The sequence below is a fragment of the Micromonospora fluostatini genome, assembly GCF_050410825.1.
Classification (GTDB): domain Bacteria; phylum Actinomycetota; class Actinomycetes; order Mycobacteriales; family Micromonosporaceae; genus Micromonospora; species Micromonospora rosaria.
In genome coordinates, this window is record NZ_CP191251.1 from 1,472,141 (window position 1) to 1,486,063 (window position 13,923).

Sequence of the window (13,923 nt, forward strand, 5' to 3'; positions counted from 1 at the left end):
GGCGGCGCGGCCATCACGCCCCGCCGTCACCGGCCCGACACGATCGGACTTCGCGATGACCCATGTGATCCGTAACGGCACCGAGGCGCAGGAGGTCGCCGGCAAGCTGGCCGCCTCCTTCGCCGAACAGGCCGCCGTCCGGGACAGCGAGCGACGGCTGCCCGAGGCCGAACTCGCTGACCTGTCCGACAGCGGCCTGCTCGGCGTGACGGTGCCGGCCCGCTTCGGTGGCGCCGCCGTCGAGGTGAGCGTGCTGGCCGAGGTGTTCCGCACCCTGGCGACCGCCGACGGGAGCCTCGCCCAGATCCCGCACAGCCACTTCGTCTTCCTGGAGGCGCTGCGGCTGCAGGGCACCGAGGAACAGCAGGCCCGGTTCTTCGGCGCGGCCCTGGCCGGGGCCCGGTTCGCCAACGCTCAGGCGGAACGGGGCGGTCGGACCGCCGCCGACGACGCGACCACGCTGCGGCGTCGGCCGGGCGGCGGGTACCGGCTCGACGGGGAGAAGTTCTACAGCACCGGGGCCCTGTTCGCCGACTGGCTGGTGGTCCGCGCCGTACTGGCCGACGAGACGCCGTCCGCCCCGGTGGCCGGTGGCCCGGCACCCACCCCGACCCCGAAGGCGGTGGCCTTCGTCCGGCGGGACACCCCGGGCGTCACGGTCCAGGACGACTGGGCGGGGATGGGCCAGCGGACCACCGCCAGCGGCACGGTCCTGCTCGACGGGGTGCTGGTCGACGAGGACCAGGTCGTCCCGTACACGCCGATCTTCGCCCGGCCGACCACCTACGGCGCCCGCGCGCAGGTGCTGCACGCCGCCCTGGACGTGGGCATCGCGCGCGGCGCGCTGGACGCGGCGGTCGTCCAGGTGGGGCGGGCCCGCCCGTGGTTCGAGGCGGGGGTCGGGCGGGCGGCCGAGGAGCCCCTGCTCGTCCAGCAGGCCGGTGAGCTGGAGATCCTGGTCCGGGGTGCCGAGGCGCTGCTGCGCGAGGCCGCCGCCGCGATCGACGCGGCGGAGGCGGACCTCACCGACGACAGCACCGCGCGGGCCTCGGTCGCCACCGCGATCGCCAAGGTGGCCGGGGCCCGCGCCGCGGTGGAGGTCTCGTCGGCGTTGTTCGAACTCGGTGGCACCCGCTCGGCGGCGGAGCCGCTCAACCTGTCCCGCTACTGGCGGGACGCGCGGACCCACACCCTGCACGACCCCACCCGCTGGAAGGTCCAGCACGTGGGCCGTTGGCTGCTCTCCGGCACCCCGCCGCCCCGGCACGGCCAGCTCTGACCCGCCGCGCGCCCGGCGTCGCCCCCGGATCGCCCGCCCGCCGCGATCCGGGGGCGACGCCGGGCGTCCCGAACCACCGGTGGGAAGTGGCGGCGGGGGCTCAGGGTGTCCGGTCGAGCAGTTCGCCCACCCGGCCGAGGAGGTCGCGCAGGTTCGCCTCGGTGACCGTGTCGTGGGCCTCGGCCAGGCTGAGCCAGCGCAGCTCGGCCGCCGGGTTCTCCGGGCGGGCCCGGTCGGGCGTCCCGGTGGCGAGCACGAAACGCAGGTCGGCGTGCTCGTGGGCGGGCTCGTGCGCGCCGGCCGCCACCGGCACCACGACGACCTGGCGCAGCGTCGCGTCGGGCCAGCACACCAGGTCGTCCAGGCCGGTCTCCTCGCGGCCCTCGCGCAGCGCGACGGCGACCGGCGCGCGTTCCCCGGGATCGCCGTGCCCGCCGATCTGGAGCCAGGCCCGTTGGCGGGCGTGCCAGCGCAGCAGTACCCGGCCCGTCGGTGGGTGGACGACCAGCGCCGACGCGGTGACGTGCAACGGCAGCGTCCGGGCCCACGGGTCACCGGCGGCGACCACCGCCCGGACCCGGTCCACGTCGACGGCCTCGGCCGCCGTCCGGGGCCGGTAGGCCGCCAACAGCGCCGCGATCGGCGTCGGTTCCCCGTCGTGCATCCGCCCCTCCCGAGGTACGTATCGCCCGGCGGCGACCACCGTAGCGGGCCGGGGAGCGGGCGTCTGCCCGCCCCGCCGCCCCGGTGGGTCGTCCGGATGGCGGTCCGGCAGGGCAGTGATAAGCATCACATTTCTCATCTGATGCGTCGTCCGCGCCGTATCACGCGTTGACCGGGCGGATTTCCTTTCCGCTGGCCCGCTTCCGGCTTCCGGAGCGCCCGGCCGGCCGGGGGTGTCCGGTACGGACGGAGCCGTAACTTGTACACAGCGTGACGGAATCCGTTCTCGGGGCGACTCGCCGCGGCTCACTGTCGCCAGTGGCCGGCAGCACGATTTTGCGCCGCTCACTACCCTGATCGTGATCACGTGCCTGGGCACCCGTCGACAGCGATAAGGGCATCAGATGAGCGACAACTACCCTCCGTACGGTGGGCAGCCGGATCCGAACGTCACTCCGTGGAGTGGACCGCCGGCTCAGCAGGGTGGATACCCCGCGTACGGCCATCCGGGCCATCCGGGCCAGCCGGGTCCGCCGCCGATGCAGCAGTTCGGCGCCCCCGTCCCCCCGCCGCAGAAGTCCAACAAGGGCCTGGTCATCGGGCTGGGCGTCGGGGCGGCCGTGGTGCTCATCCTGGCCGTGTGCGGTGCCGGCATCGGGCTCTTCCTCGCCAGCGGAGGGGACGACGACGATCCCACGCCGATCGCCTCCGCGCCCGCCACCCCCGGTGGCGACGGTGACTCCCAGCCGGGCACGGACAACTCGCCCGAGCCGGCGCCGTCCGAGTCGCAGGACGAGCCGAGCAACAACAACGCCATCACGGCGCGCTTCTCCAGCGACTTCTCGTCGGTCTGCGAGGGCAGCCCGATCATGAACGCGGCGGCCTACAACGGCGGCTCCGGCGCCAAGGCGTACACCTTCTCGAACGCTCCGGACCGGCCGAACAACTGGTCGACCCGGTCGGTCAGCTCCAACAAGAAGTACTACGCCCGGTCGACCGAGTTCGAGACGGTCTCCGTGGTCGCCTGCCTGAAGTTCGCCGAGGGTAGCCAGGGCGAGCCCCGCGAGTGCCAGTACAAGGACAGCTCGGACAAGCAGGTGACGGTCAAGTACATCTCCGGCCGTTACACCCTGACCTTCCACGCCGCGAAGACCGGCGAGAAGATCGGTGACGGTGGCACGGTGAACGCCCCGACGAACCGCTGCCCGAGCTTCATCTCGTACAACCGGTCGACGATGGAGTCGTACGCGGCGCCGGACACCGGCACCGTCGAGGCGGCCCTGGACAAGTTCCTGTCCTGAGCCGACCGACCCCGAGGCCGGGGCGGGGTGGGCGACCACCCCGCCCCGGCCTCGTTTCTGCCCTCCCGAGCTGTGAGAAGGGGCCCCTTCTCGACCGTATGGGTTAAGAGGGGGCCCTTCCTTACACCTCAGGTGGCTTCGATGATCATGCCGGCGGCGACGGTGCGGTGGGTGGTCTCGTCGATGATGATGAAGCCGCCGGTGGTGCGGTTGCGGCGGTACTCGTCGGCGAGGAGGGGGATGGTGGTGCGGAGGCGGACGCGGCCGATCTCGTTGAGGGTGAGGTGGGTGGCGGTGTCGTCGCGGTGGAGGGTGTTGATGTCGAGGCGGTACTGGAGGCTGCGGATGATGGTGCGGGCGGTGCGGGTGGTGTGTTTGATGGTGTACTTGCCGCCGATGTGCAGGGGGCGGGTTTCGTCCATCCAGCAGATCATCGCTTCGATGTCCTGGCTGGGGGTGGGGGCGTTGTGGGGGCGGCAGATCATGTCGCCGCGGGAGATGTCGATCTCGTCGGTGAGTCGGACGGTGACCGACATCGGGGGGAACGCCTCGTCGAGGGGGCCGTCGGCGGTCTCGACGGCGGCGATGCGGGAGGTGAACCCGGAGGGCAGGACCATCACCTCGTCGCCGGGTTTCAGGACGCCGGAGGCGACCTGCCCGGCGTAGCCGCGGTAGTCCGTCACCGTCGTGGACTGGGGGCGGATGACGTACTGGACGGGGAAGCGGACGTCGACGAGGTTGCGGTCGGAGGCGATGTGGACCCGTTCGAGGTGGTGGAGCAGGGCGGGGCCTTCGTACCAGGGCATGTTCTCCGACCGGGTGACGATGTTGTCGCCCTTGAGGGCGGAGACGGGGATGACCGTCAGGTCGGGCACGTCGAGTTTCGCGGCGAAGGCGGTGAACTCGTCGGCGATCCGGTCGAACACGGCCTGGTCGTAGTCGACGAGGTCCATCTTGTTGACGCACAGCACCAGGTGCGGCACCCGCAACAGGGAGCAGAGGAACGCGTGCCGGCGGGACTGCTCGACCAGGCCCTTACGGGCGTCGACCAGGATCAACGCCAGGTCGGCGGTCGAGGCGCCGGTGACCATGTTGCGGGTGTACTGGATGTGCCCGGGGGTGTCGGCGATGATGAACTTCCGCCGCGGGGTGGCGAAGTACCGGTACGCCACGTCGATGGTGATGCCCTGTTCCCGCTCGGCCCGCAACCCGTCGGTCAACAGGGCGAGGTTGGTGTACTCGTCCCCCCGCGCCGCGCTGACGGCCTCGACGGCGGCGAGCTGGTCGGTGAACAGGCTCTTGGTGTCGTACAACAGGCGGCCGATCAGGGTCGACTTGCCGTCGTCGACGCTCCCGGCGGTGGCGAACCGCAGCAGGTCCATCGGCCGCGCCTGCACCGGTTCGGGCACGCCGGCCCCCGGGGTGATGGTGTCGGTGCTCATCAGAAGTAGCCCTCCCGCTTACGGTCCTCCATCGCGGCCTCGCTGACCCGGTCGTCACCCCGGGTCGCGCCCCGCTCGGTCACCCGCGTCGCGGCGACCTCCACGATCACCTTCTCCACCGTGTCCGCGTCCGACGCCACCGCCGCCGTGCACGAGGCGTCCCCGACCGTCCGGTACCGCACCACCGCCGTGAACGGCGTCTCACCCGCCCGAGGCCGGATGAACTCGTTCACCGCGTACAACATGCCGTCCCGGGAGACCACCACCCGCTCGTGCGCGTAGTAGATCGACGGCAACGGAATCCGCTCCCGCGCGATGTAGTGCCACACATCCAACTCGGTCCAGTTCGACAACGGGAACACCCGGATCGACTCCCCCGGGTGATGCCGACCGTTGTACAACGACCACAACTCCGGACGCTGGTTCTTCGGATCCCACTGCCCGAACTCGTCCCGAAACGAGAACACCCGCTCCTTCGCCCGCGCCTTCTCCTCATCCCTGCGGGCCCCACCGAACAAGGCGTCGAACCGGTGCTTCTCCACCGCGTCCAACAACACCGGCGTCTGGATCCGGTTCCGCGTCCCGTCCCCCGACTCCCGCACCAACCCACTGGCGAGAGCCTCCGGCACCGACGCCACGATCAACTGCAACCCCAACTCCGCCACCCGGCCGTCCCGGTACGCCAGGACCTCCGGGAAGTTGTGACCCGTGTCCACGTGCATCACCGGAAACGGCACCGACCCCGGCGCGAACGCCTTCTGCGCCAACCGCAGCATCACGATCGAGTCCTTACCACCGGAGAACAGCAACACCGGCCGCTCCATCTCCGCCACCACCTCACGCATCACAAAGATGCTCTCCGCCTCCAACTCGTCCAACTGCGAGATGTGGTAGGCGGCCGGCGTACTGCTCATCGGGACTCCTCAGGGGACGCCGGGGCGGCGTGCTCGGCTGACGCCGCCGTGCCGGACAACTGCCGGCGCAGCGCGGCGAGCAGCGGCGCGGCCAGGTCCCGACGGCAGACCAGCAGGTCGGGCAGGCGAGGGTCAGCCTCGTTGTACGTCAGCGCGGAACCGTCGATCCGGGAAGCGTGCAGGCCGGTGGCCGTCGCCACAGCCACCGGAGCGGCCGAGTCCCACTCGTACTGCCCACCCGCGTGGATGTACGCGTCGACCTCACCCGTCACCACCGCCGCGATCTTCGCCCCCGCCGACCCCATCGGCACCAGATGAGCACCCACATCCTCCGCCAGATCGGTCAGGAAGACGGGCGGACGACTCCGGCTCGCCGCCACCCGGACCGGCGCGCCGGTCCGGGCCGGTGCCGGCGGGTACGCCGGTGGCACGTCGGTGGCCAGCACCCGGTGCTGCGCCGGCAACGCCACCGCACCCGCCACCAGGCCGTGCGGCGTCGGGGCGTACCGGGCCCAGAGCGCCACGTGCACCGCCCAGTCCGACCGCCCCTCCTCCGAGAACTCCCGCGTCCCGTCCAACGGGTCGACGATCCACACCCGGTCGGCGGTCAGCCGGTCGGCGCCGCCGCGCCGCCGGGAGTCGGCGTCCTCCTCGGAGAGCACCGCGTCGCCGGGGCGGCAGCGGGCCAGTTCGGCCCGGAGAAGGTCGTGGGCGGCCCGGTCACCGGCGGCCTTGAGCGCGGCCGGGTCGTGGAAGCCCTGCGCGGCGCGGACCCGCAGCAGCAGGTCGCCGGCGCGGTCCGCGAGCACCCGGGCGAGCCGGGCGTCGGAGTCGGACGGGTCAGGGGTGGACATGGCGGCTCCTTCACGATGGCCTCGACGCGGTGCGCGGGTGGTCACTGGACCGCCCGCCGGATGAAACAGCGGACACTGACCCAGGTCAGCGCCGCCGCGACCGTGGTCAGCACGGCCAGGCACACCCACCCCGGCAGGTGCGGTACGCCCGGCAGCAGGGCCCCGCGCACCCCCTCGGAGACGTACGTCATGGGGTTGAGCGCGGTGGCCGCCTGGTACCAGGGCATCGACGACAACCGGGGCCAGGGGTAGTGGACGCAGCCGGTCCAGATGATCGGGGTGAGGATCACCGAGAAGGTGACGTTGATCCGCTGCACCGGCAGGGTGGTCGCCAGGCTCATCCCGATCGCCGCCCCCACCCAGGCCCCCAGCAGCGCCACCAGCAGTACCATCGGCAGCCCGGCCGGCCGCCACGGTGCGGACCCGACGACCAGGGCGCCGAGCGGGTAGACCAGGACGGCCGCGAGCAGCCCCCGGACGGTGGCCACGATCAGCTTCCCGACCGCGACGAGACCGGTCGGCAGCGGGGCCAGCAGCCGGTCCTCGATCTCCATGGTGAAACCGAACTCCTTCACCAGCGGCAGGGCCACGCTCTGCAGACCGGTGGTGAGGGCGGCCAGCGCGACGACGCCGGGCAGGAACAGTTGGGCGAAGCCGCTGCCGACGATGCCCTGGCCGCCGAGGATCGTGTCGAAGACGAAGAGCATGAACAGCGGCGTCAACCCGACCTGGAGCAGGATGACCCAGAGTTCCCGGCCGGTGACCATCAGGTCGCGGCGCAGCAGGGCGGCGAGGACGCGACCGGCCCCGGGGCGGGGGCGTGGGCGCACCTGTGACCGCAGCGGTGTCGGCGTGTCGAGCGCGGTCACCGTGGCTCCCTTCCGGTGAGTTCGATGAAGACGTCCTCCAGGCTCGGCTCCCCGACGTCGATCGCGTTGAGCGCCGCCGAGCGGGCGGTGAGCAGGGTCGTGGCGCTGCCGAGCAACGCCGCCGGCTCGGTGGCCAGGTGCAGGCGCACGCGGAGCCGGTCGGGCCCGCCCGCGCCGGCCCCGAGGCCCGCGCCGGCCTGCCCGAGCAGGCCGGCGGCGGCCAGCGCGGCGAGGCCGTTGCCGCCCGCCGCGCCCGCTCCGGCCCGCCCGCCCCGCGCGCCGCCGGCCCCCGCCCGACCGGCGAGCGCGGCGAGCCCGCCACCGCCCCCGGCCCGGTCGGCGAGCGCGGCCAGCCCGCCGCCGGCCCCGGCCTGCGCCAGCCGGGCCCGCAGCGCCGCCGGCAGGGCCGCGCCCGGCCCGCCGGGCCGCCCGGTGGGCAGCGCCAGCCGTTCCGCCTTGCGGACGCCGTCCAGCTCACCCAGCGCCGCGCAGAGCGCCTCGGGGTCGTCGGCGGGGGCCGGGGTGACGGTGAGGTCGAGGATCGCGTCGCCGGCCAGCCCCCGGACCAGGTTCTCCGGCGTGTCGAGGGTGAGCAGCCGGCCCTGGTCGACGATGCCGACCCGGTCGACCACCCGGGCCGCCTCGTTCATCGCGTGGGTGGTCAGCACGACCGCCACGCCCCGGTCCCGCAGCCGGCGGATCTGGCTCCAGATCAGCACCCGGGTCTGCGGGTCCAGGGCGTTGGTCGGCTCGTCGAGGAAGAGCACCGCCGGCTCGTGGACCAACGCGCGGGCGATCATCAGCCGCTGGGCCAGCCCGCCGGAGTACGTCTCCATCCGCCGGTCGGCCCGCTCCGCGAGGCCGAAGCGGTCCAGCAGGTCCCGGGCCCGCGCCTCGGCGTCGCGCCGGGCCACCCCGTGGTACGCGGCGTGGTGCACGAGGTTCTGCCGGGGGGTGAGGGCCCGGTCCAGGTTGTTGTGCTGGGGCACCACCGCGAACTGCGCGCGGGCGGTGGCCGGGTCCCGGCCGACGTCGACGCCGCCGACCAGGGCCCGGCCGGCGGTGGCGCGCAGCCGGGTGGTGAGGATGCCGACCGTGGTCGACTTGCCGGCGCCGTTCGGGCCGAACAGGCCGAAGACCTCGCCCGGCGCGACGGTGAACGACAACCCGTCCACGGCGTTGGTCCCGGCGCGCGGGTACCGCTTGACGAGGTCGTGGACCTCGACCACGGCCGGGCCGTCTCTGCTGGGCATCGGTTCTCCTCCTCTGGCCGGGGCTGTTACCGGGCCGCGCCGGCCGGGACCGGCGGCGGCCCGGCGGTCAGCCGCCGGCGGGCTTGGGGTGGGCGCTGAAGAAGCGCCAGATCGTCTCGGTGGCGTCGAGCGCGGTGGAGGGCGGGTCGAGGTTGAGCAACTGCTCCGCCCGGGGCGGGTTGGGTCGGCCGCCGGGCCACTGGTGCCCGGCGTCGGTGATGGTGATCAGTTCGACGGCCCGCCCGTCGGCGCAGGTCGCGGCGGTGCGCACGACCGGGCCGTCGGTGCGCACCGTCGGCTCGCCGCACCGGTCCACCGCCCGCCACCGGGCCGCCAGCTCGGGGGTGGGCGGTCCGTCGATCCGGACCGGGAGCCGGCCGGTGCCGGCGTTGTCCCGGCGGCCGGGTCCGCCGCCGTACGGCATGGTCTGGTCCTGCCGGCCGTGGATGTGCAGCACGGAGACCGGGGGAGGGGACGGGCACGCGCCGGTCAGCGTGGTCGCCACCGCGCCGACCGCCGCGAAGATCGACGTGTCGCAGACCAGCCGGTACGCCAGCAGCCCCCCGTTGGAGATCCCGGTGACGTAGGTCCGGGCGGGGTCGACCGGCAGTCTGTCGCCGATCGCGGCGACCAGCTCCCGGATGAACGCCACGTCGTCGACCCCGTCCCGGGCGGGCGCGCCGCAGCACTCCGGCCCGACCGCCCAGGCCCGGTTCAGCCCGTCGGGGAAGGCGACGACGAAGCCGTTGCGGTCGGCCTGCTCCGGCCAGTGGTACGCCTGTTCGGCCTGGGTGCCGGTACCGGCCGCGCCGTGCAGCATCACCACGAGCGGGACCGGTGCGGTCAGCGGCGCCGAGGCGGGCCGGTACAGCCGGTAGCTACGCTCCCGCCCGTCGACGGTGAGGGTGTGCGGGGAGGACCCGACCGGCAGGTCCACCGCCGGCCCGGGGCCGTCGGAGGGCGTACCGGTGCGGGCCGGCTCCGGCGCGCCGTCGCGTCGGCCGGGGTCGCCGCCGTCCAGGCTGCACCCGGCGGCCAGGCCGACGGCGAGCGCGAGCACCCCGGCGACCCGGAACACCCCGGCGGACCGCGGACGGGGTGACCCGGCGCGGCGGAGGAAAACGGTAAAAGGAGTCATATCAACAGTTTCGCCAGGGAATGTTCGAGCACGGTCAACGCCGTGCCAGGGCTGGGCAAGGGTGGCGGGGCGGTCGTGGGGTGCCGACCGCCGGCCCGGCGCACGCGCCGCCGGGCCGGCGGTGGCCCGGTCAGCAGCGGTCGCCGGAGAGCCGGATCAGCTCCCAGCCCCCCTCGGGGACGTCGTCGGTCGGGTCGGTCCGCAGGTTCATCGGGTTCGCCATGCCCAGGTAGAGCGTGGCCCCGTCGACGACCATGTTGCGTACCCCGTAGTTCAGGTGGTTGCCCACCCCGGCGTCGCTGATCGTCTTCGCCGGCTTCGTCGGCCCGGGGAAGGCGTACAGGTCACCGCCGTACACCGCCGGGGGGACCTCCGGGTTGGCCCGCGCGGCGGTGACGGCCGGCGCGGCGGCCAGCACGTCACCCATCGCCGGGGAGAGCTCCAACTCCTCGGCGGTCGCCTGGCCGAGTTCCTTGGCGAGGTAGCTCCAGTCCATGGTGCCGACGAAGAGCTTCCCGCCGGCCACCGCCATCTTCCACGTGTAGTTGTTGTACGGGTTGCCGAAGCCCGCCGGGCCGTACTTCGGGGTCAGCCCGTTCGGCACCACCGACCAGGCCCCGGCCCCGCCGTTGGCGGCCGGGTCGTACGCGGGCAGTTCGGTCGCCCCGTACAGCAGCTCCACCCGCTGGTGCCGGGAGCCGAAGCCCTTGCCCCGGTGGATGCTGATCGCCCGCTGGGTGTTCTGGATGGTGGCCCGGATCCCCGCCTCGTCGACCGGCGGGTAGACGCTCAGGTGCAGGGTGCTCGCCTTCAGCGGTACGTGCATGCTGCCCCAGTACAGGTAGCCACCGTACGAGGCCAGCCCGCCCAGGCCGTAGCTGCGGGCGACCACGGCGTCCGGCTCGTAGCTGGTCACGTTCCACACCTGCTGCCAGGCGCCGGCGTCGTCCGGGGTCAGCCCCGGCGCCCCGGCGGCGAGCTTCGGGCTCATCCAGACCGAGGCGATGCTCGCCGGCACCGGCGTCGAGGGCGTCGCGGCGGCCAGTTCCTCGGTGCCGCCGGGCCAGGTGGTGACGAAGATCCGGCCCTCGTGGACGGTCAGGTCGGCGGCCTGCGCGGGCAGGTCCGCCACCTCCACGAAGCTGAACGGGTCGGCCTTGCTGCCGGTCCAGCGCAGCACGTGACCCCGGTTGCCGCCGTTGGCGCCGACCCCCACCCCGGCGTAGAGCGCGCCCTGCGCCACCACGAAGTGCCGGATGTTGCCGTACGCGGGAAAGTTCCGCGAGCCCAGGTACGCCCCGGTGGTGGTGTCGAAGGCGAACAGGTTGATGCTCTCGCCCAGCGCCGGACCACCGAGCAGGGCCACCCCGCCGTGGTTGCCGGCCGCCCGGATGCCGACCGTGGTCTGCAACCGGGTCAGGTCGTCGGGGGAGGCGTTGCGGACCAGGTCCGTCTTCTCGGTGATCCGGTTGGCCCGCAGGTCGTAGCTGTAGAGCCGGGGCATCCGGTGGTCGCCCAGGGTGACCGGCAGTTGCGGGTTGCGCTTGGCGATCTGGCTCTCGCCGTACTCGCAGACCCAGTCGGCGTTGATCGCCGGGGTGGTGTTGCGCAGGGTCCGCCCGCTGGTCAGGCAGTTGACGTTCGCTCCGGTACCGAAGAACAACGTCTTGCCGGCGCGGGTCATCCCCCACAGGTACGCCTGGTTGACCTTCGACTGGCCGGTGGCGCACGGCGGGCCCGCCGGGTACGGCTGCCCGATGCCCGCGAAGCACTCGTCCGGCGCGGCCTTCGCCAGCACCGTCGGGGCGCCCGGCTCACCCCCGGGCGCGGCGAGCGCCGCGGACGGGGTGACCAGCGCGGGCCCGAGCCCGAGCACGACGACGGCGGCCACCAGCCGCCGCACGGAGGTCCGGAGTGGAATCACCAACTGCCTCACTTTCCGGGGAACGGAGGGACACCGGCGGCGGCCCGGGTGGGCCGCCGCCGTCACAGGGGACAACGGGACAGCGGGCTCAGACGGTCGCGGGCTGCGGGCGCGTCGGGGCGACGACCCGGTCGGCGACCCGCCCGGCCCACTGCGGCGCGTCCTCGAAGTCCAGGAACCGGCCGAGCCGGGTCAGCTCGCCGACCGGGTCGGCGACCAGGTCCTCGTAGCTCATCCGGTGCAGGTGCTCCGGCGTCACGTCGACCAGCGCCTGGTCGGCCTGGCTGGTCATGAAGGCGCAGAGCCCGAGGTAGCGGCGCGTCTCCCGGCCGCGCTCCCGCAGCGCCTCGGCGGTCAGCCGGTCCGGCAGGAACGGCTCCAGGTCCGCCGGGACCGACTGGCCCGGCGCGAGCCGGAACGGGTCCACGCCGCAGCGCCCGAGGAACTCCACCCGCAACTGGATGAGCTGGAACGACGAGTGCCGGCTCATCGACCGGGCGGTGTCCTCCCAGTTCCGGGTCAGGTAGACGATCTTGCAGTCGGGAAAGCCCTTCAGCAGGTGCGGGGCCAGGTGGCTGGAGCCGCCCGAGCGCTCCACCCACCGGCGCCGGCCGGTCAGCGTGGTGAGCAGGTCGAGGAAGTCCCGGTGGTGCCCGGCCACGCTCTGGGTGCGGAATCCCGGCACCCGTTCGGCGAGCTGGTCGAAGAGCGCGTCCGGGTCGTCGGTGAGCTTCGACAGGGTGATCGCCATGATCCGGGGCAGCTCGGTCATCCGCCCGGCCCAGCGCCCGGTCGCCGGGTACCGGACCTCCTTCGGGGCCAGGCCGATCCGGAACAGCGTGGCCAGTTCCGCCTTCGGCGCGGCCAGCACCGCCCAGTACTCCTCGCCGGTGATCACCTCCTGGCTGCGCGCCCAGGGCGTGACGGACATGAAGAACTCCTGCGCGGAGAGCGTGTCCGGCTGCTCGGCGATGAGGTCGGAGAGCAGCGTCGAGCCGCAGCGACCGTTGCTGATGATGATCGACCGACCCGTGATCGGGTTGTCCATCGGGAAGACCTCCTGCGTGTCGGGCTGGGGTGGGGGGACGGTGCGGGCCACGGGGGCGCTCAGGGGGCGGCGGGTTGGGCCACGGCCAGCCCGCACCGCTCGGCCAGCCAGGCGAAGACGTGCCGGCGGACCGCCTCCGGCCGGTCGATCAGGACGGAGTGCCTCTCGCCGGGCAGCACCACGACCCGGGCCTGGGGCAGCAGCCCCGGTACCGTCGGGGCCAGGTCCGCCACCGCGGACTCCCCGCCGTACAGGCAGAGCACCGGGCAGCGGACCGCCGCCAGCCGCTCGGCCGACGGCAGCCGGCTGGCCGGCAACTCGGCCAGGATCGAGGTGTCGGCCAACATCCGGCCGGTGTCGGCGGCCCGCCGGGCGGCGACCGGGCCCCGCCGCGTGCCGATCTCGGCCACCGCCCCCGCCCGGGGCAGCCGCTCCGCGACCCGGTGCAGACGCATCCGCACCCGGCGCATCCACTCCGGGGTCGGGGGCGAGGACTCCACGGCCACGATGCCGGCGACCCGCTCGGGGTGGCGGGCCGCGTAGCCGAAGGCGACCGTCCCGCCGAACGAGTTGCCGAACAGCAGCAGCGGACCGGTCACCGCCAGCTCGGCCAGGAGCGCCGCCAGGTCGTCGACGAGGTCGTCGAGGGCGTACCCGGTGGCGGGCCGCTCGCTGCGGCCGTGCCCGCGCAGGTCGTACAGCACGGTCGGCAGCCCGGCCCGGGCCAGCGGCTCGGCCATGGTGAAGTACCAGCTCGCCATGGTGTCCGAGGCCATCCCGTGGATGAGCACCACGGTCGGTGGCGGGCCCTCGCCGGGCAGCGCCGGGGCGACGGGATCGAGCCGCTGCACGTGCAGGGTGATCCCGTTCGCCCGTACCGTGGTCACCGGTCGCCCGCCCCGGCCGCCGCCAGCGACGTGTCGATGTGCTCGACGAGCTGGCCGACCCGCAGCTCACCGACGGTCTCCAGGTCCAGTCGGGCGACGAAGTGGGCGAAGTTGACGGTGTCGCCGTAGCGGGCCTGGAGCCGCCCGGCGAGCGAGACGACGTCGATGCTCTCCATCCCCAGGTCGTCCCGGAACGTGGTGTCCATGGTGACCGCCTGGTCGGTGGCGAAGTCCCCCAGGACGGCATTGATCATCTCGGTGAGTTCGGCGAGGGTGCTGGCCTGGGCCGTGGTCATGACGGTGCTCCTTCTTCTGCTCCGGTGGGGTGGGCCGCTGGTGGGCGGGGGTGAC

At 73.5% G+C, this 13,923-nt stretch carries 13 protein-coding genes; 2 read left to right on the top strand and 11 right to left on the bottom strand.

The window, feature by feature from the left end; genetic code table 11:
- Positions 1–55 precede the first annotated feature (55 nt).
- Positions 56–1,279, top strand: coding sequence for an SfnB family sulfur acquisition oxidoreductase (locus ACQUFX_RS06260; RefSeq protein ID WP_428965072.1), 1,224 nt, complete (start codon positions 56–58; stop codon positions 1,277–1,279).
- A 100-nt stretch (positions 1,280–1,379) separates the two neighbouring features.
- On the opposite strand, the gene ACQUFX_RS06265 is transcribed toward ACQUFX_RS06260, so the two are convergent.
- A complete protein-coding gene (locus tag ACQUFX_RS06265) occupies positions 1,380–1,943 on the bottom strand; it encodes an NUDIX hydrolase (protein ID WP_428965073.1) in 564 nt (187 codons plus the stop codon).
- 538 nt (positions 1,944–2,481) lie between these two features.
- Between ACQUFX_RS06265 and ACQUFX_RS06270 the strand changes: the two genes are divergently transcribed.
- Positions 2,482–3,243 (top strand): hypothetical protein, encoded by a 762-nt coding sequence (locus tag ACQUFX_RS06270; protein WP_428965074.1) that lies wholly within the window; start codon positions 2,482–2,484, stop codon positions 3,241–3,243.
- A 128-nt stretch (positions 3,244–3,371) separates the two neighbouring features.
- On the opposite strand, the gene ACQUFX_RS06275 is transcribed toward ACQUFX_RS06270, so the two are convergent.
- The 10 genes from ACQUFX_RS06275 to ACQUFX_RS06320 form a co-directional block, all read right to left on the bottom strand.
- Complete coding sequence (locus ACQUFX_RS06275; protein ID WP_428961980.1) at positions 3,372–4,685, bottom strand: sulfate adenylyltransferase subunit 1; 1,314 nt, start codon at positions 4,683–4,685, stop codon at positions 3,372–3,374.
- Positions 4,685–5,599, bottom strand: coding sequence for a sulfate adenylyltransferase subunit CysD (cysD, locus tag ACQUFX_RS06280; RefSeq protein WP_428965075.1), 915 nt, complete (start codon positions 5,597–5,599; stop codon positions 4,685–4,687). The genes ACQUFX_RS06275 and cysD overlap by 1 nt, the downstream gene beginning before the upstream one ends.
- On the bottom strand, positions 5,596–6,453 hold the full coding sequence (locus tag ACQUFX_RS06285) for a 3'(2'),5'-bisphosphate nucleotidase CysQ (RefSeq protein ID WP_428965076.1): 858 nt from the start codon (positions 6,451–6,453) through the stop codon (positions 5,596–5,598). The genes cysD and ACQUFX_RS06285 overlap by 4 nt, the downstream gene beginning before the upstream one ends.
- Positions 6,454–6,494: 41 nt before the next feature.
- Positions 6,495–7,322: an ABC transporter permease gene (locus tag ACQUFX_RS06290; RefSeq protein ID WP_428965077.1), complete on the bottom strand. Its 828-nt coding sequence runs from the start codon at positions 7,320–7,322 to the stop codon at positions 6,495–6,497.
- A complete protein-coding gene (locus ACQUFX_RS06295; protein WP_428965078.1) occupies positions 7,319–8,575 on the bottom strand; it encodes an ABC transporter ATP-binding protein in 1,257 nt (418 codons plus the stop codon). The genes ACQUFX_RS06290 and ACQUFX_RS06295 overlap by 4 nt, the downstream gene beginning before the upstream one ends.
- 67 nt (positions 8,576–8,642) lie before the next feature.
- On the bottom strand, positions 8,643–9,653 hold the full coding sequence (locus ACQUFX_RS06300) for an extracellular catalytic domain type 1 short-chain-length polyhydroxyalkanoate depolymerase (RefSeq protein ID WP_428965079.1): 1,011 nt from the start codon (positions 9,651–9,653) through the stop codon (positions 8,643–8,645).
- A gap of 190 nt (positions 9,654–9,843) precedes the next feature.
- On the bottom strand, positions 9,844–11,637 hold the full coding sequence (locus ACQUFX_RS06305; RefSeq protein ID WP_428966876.1) for a hypothetical protein: 1,794 nt from the start codon (positions 11,635–11,637) through the stop codon (positions 9,844–9,846).
- Positions 11,638–11,725: 88 nt separating this feature from the next.
- Entirely contained in the window at positions 11,726–12,685 is a 960-nt protein-coding gene (locus tag ACQUFX_RS06310; protein ID WP_428965080.1) for a sulfotransferase domain-containing protein, read from the bottom strand.
- A 59-nt stretch (positions 12,686–12,744) separates the two neighbouring features.
- On the bottom strand, positions 12,745–13,572 hold the full coding sequence (locus tag ACQUFX_RS06315; protein WP_428965081.1) for an alpha/beta fold hydrolase: 828 nt from the start codon (positions 13,570–13,572) through the stop codon (positions 12,745–12,747).
- Positions 13,569–13,868, bottom strand: a complete 300-nt coding sequence (locus ACQUFX_RS06320; RefSeq protein ID WP_428965082.1) for an acyl carrier protein — start codon at positions 13,866–13,868, stop codon at positions 13,569–13,571. The genes ACQUFX_RS06315 and ACQUFX_RS06320 overlap by 4 nt, the downstream gene beginning before the upstream one ends.
- Positions 13,869–13,923 lie beyond the last annotated feature (55 nt).

What these genes read in the sequence shown, in the direction of transcription:
- ACQUFX_RS06260 (WP_428965072.1), top strand. Translation starts at nt 56, where the DNA reads ATGACCCATGTGATCCGTAACGGCACCGAGGCGCAGGAGGTCGCCGGC.
- ACQUFX_RS06265 (WP_428965073.1), bottom strand. Translation starts at nt 1,943, where the DNA reads ATGCACGACGGGGAACCGACGCCGATCGCGGCGCTGTTGGCGGCCTAC.
- ACQUFX_RS06270 (WP_428965074.1), top strand. Translation starts at nt 2,482, where the DNA reads ATGCAGCAGTTCGGCGCCCCCGTCCCCCCGCCGCAGAAGTCCAACAAG.
- ACQUFX_RS06275 (WP_428961980.1), bottom strand. Translation starts at nt 4,685, where the DNA reads ATGAGCACCGACACCATCACCCCGGGGGCCGGCGTGCCCGAACCGGTG.
- cysD (WP_428965075.1), bottom strand. Translation starts at nt 5,599, where the DNA reads ATGAGCAGTACGCCGGCCGCCTACCACATCTCGCAGTTGGACGAGTTG.
- ACQUFX_RS06285 (WP_428965076.1), bottom strand. Translation starts at nt 6,453, where the DNA reads ATGTCCACCCCTGACCCGTCCGACTCCGACGCCCGGCTCGCCCGGGTG.
- ACQUFX_RS06295 (WP_428965078.1), bottom strand. Translation starts at nt 8,575, where the DNA reads ATGCCCAGCAGAGACGGCCCGGCCGTGGTCGAGGTCCACGACCTCGTC.
- ACQUFX_RS06310 (WP_428965080.1), bottom strand. Translation starts at nt 12,685, where the DNA reads ATGGACAACCCGATCACGGGTCGGTCGATCATCATCAGCAACGGTCGC.
- ACQUFX_RS06320 (WP_428965082.1), bottom strand. Translation starts at nt 13,868, where the DNA reads ATGACCACGGCCCAGGCCAGCACCCTCGCCGAACTCACCGAGATGATC.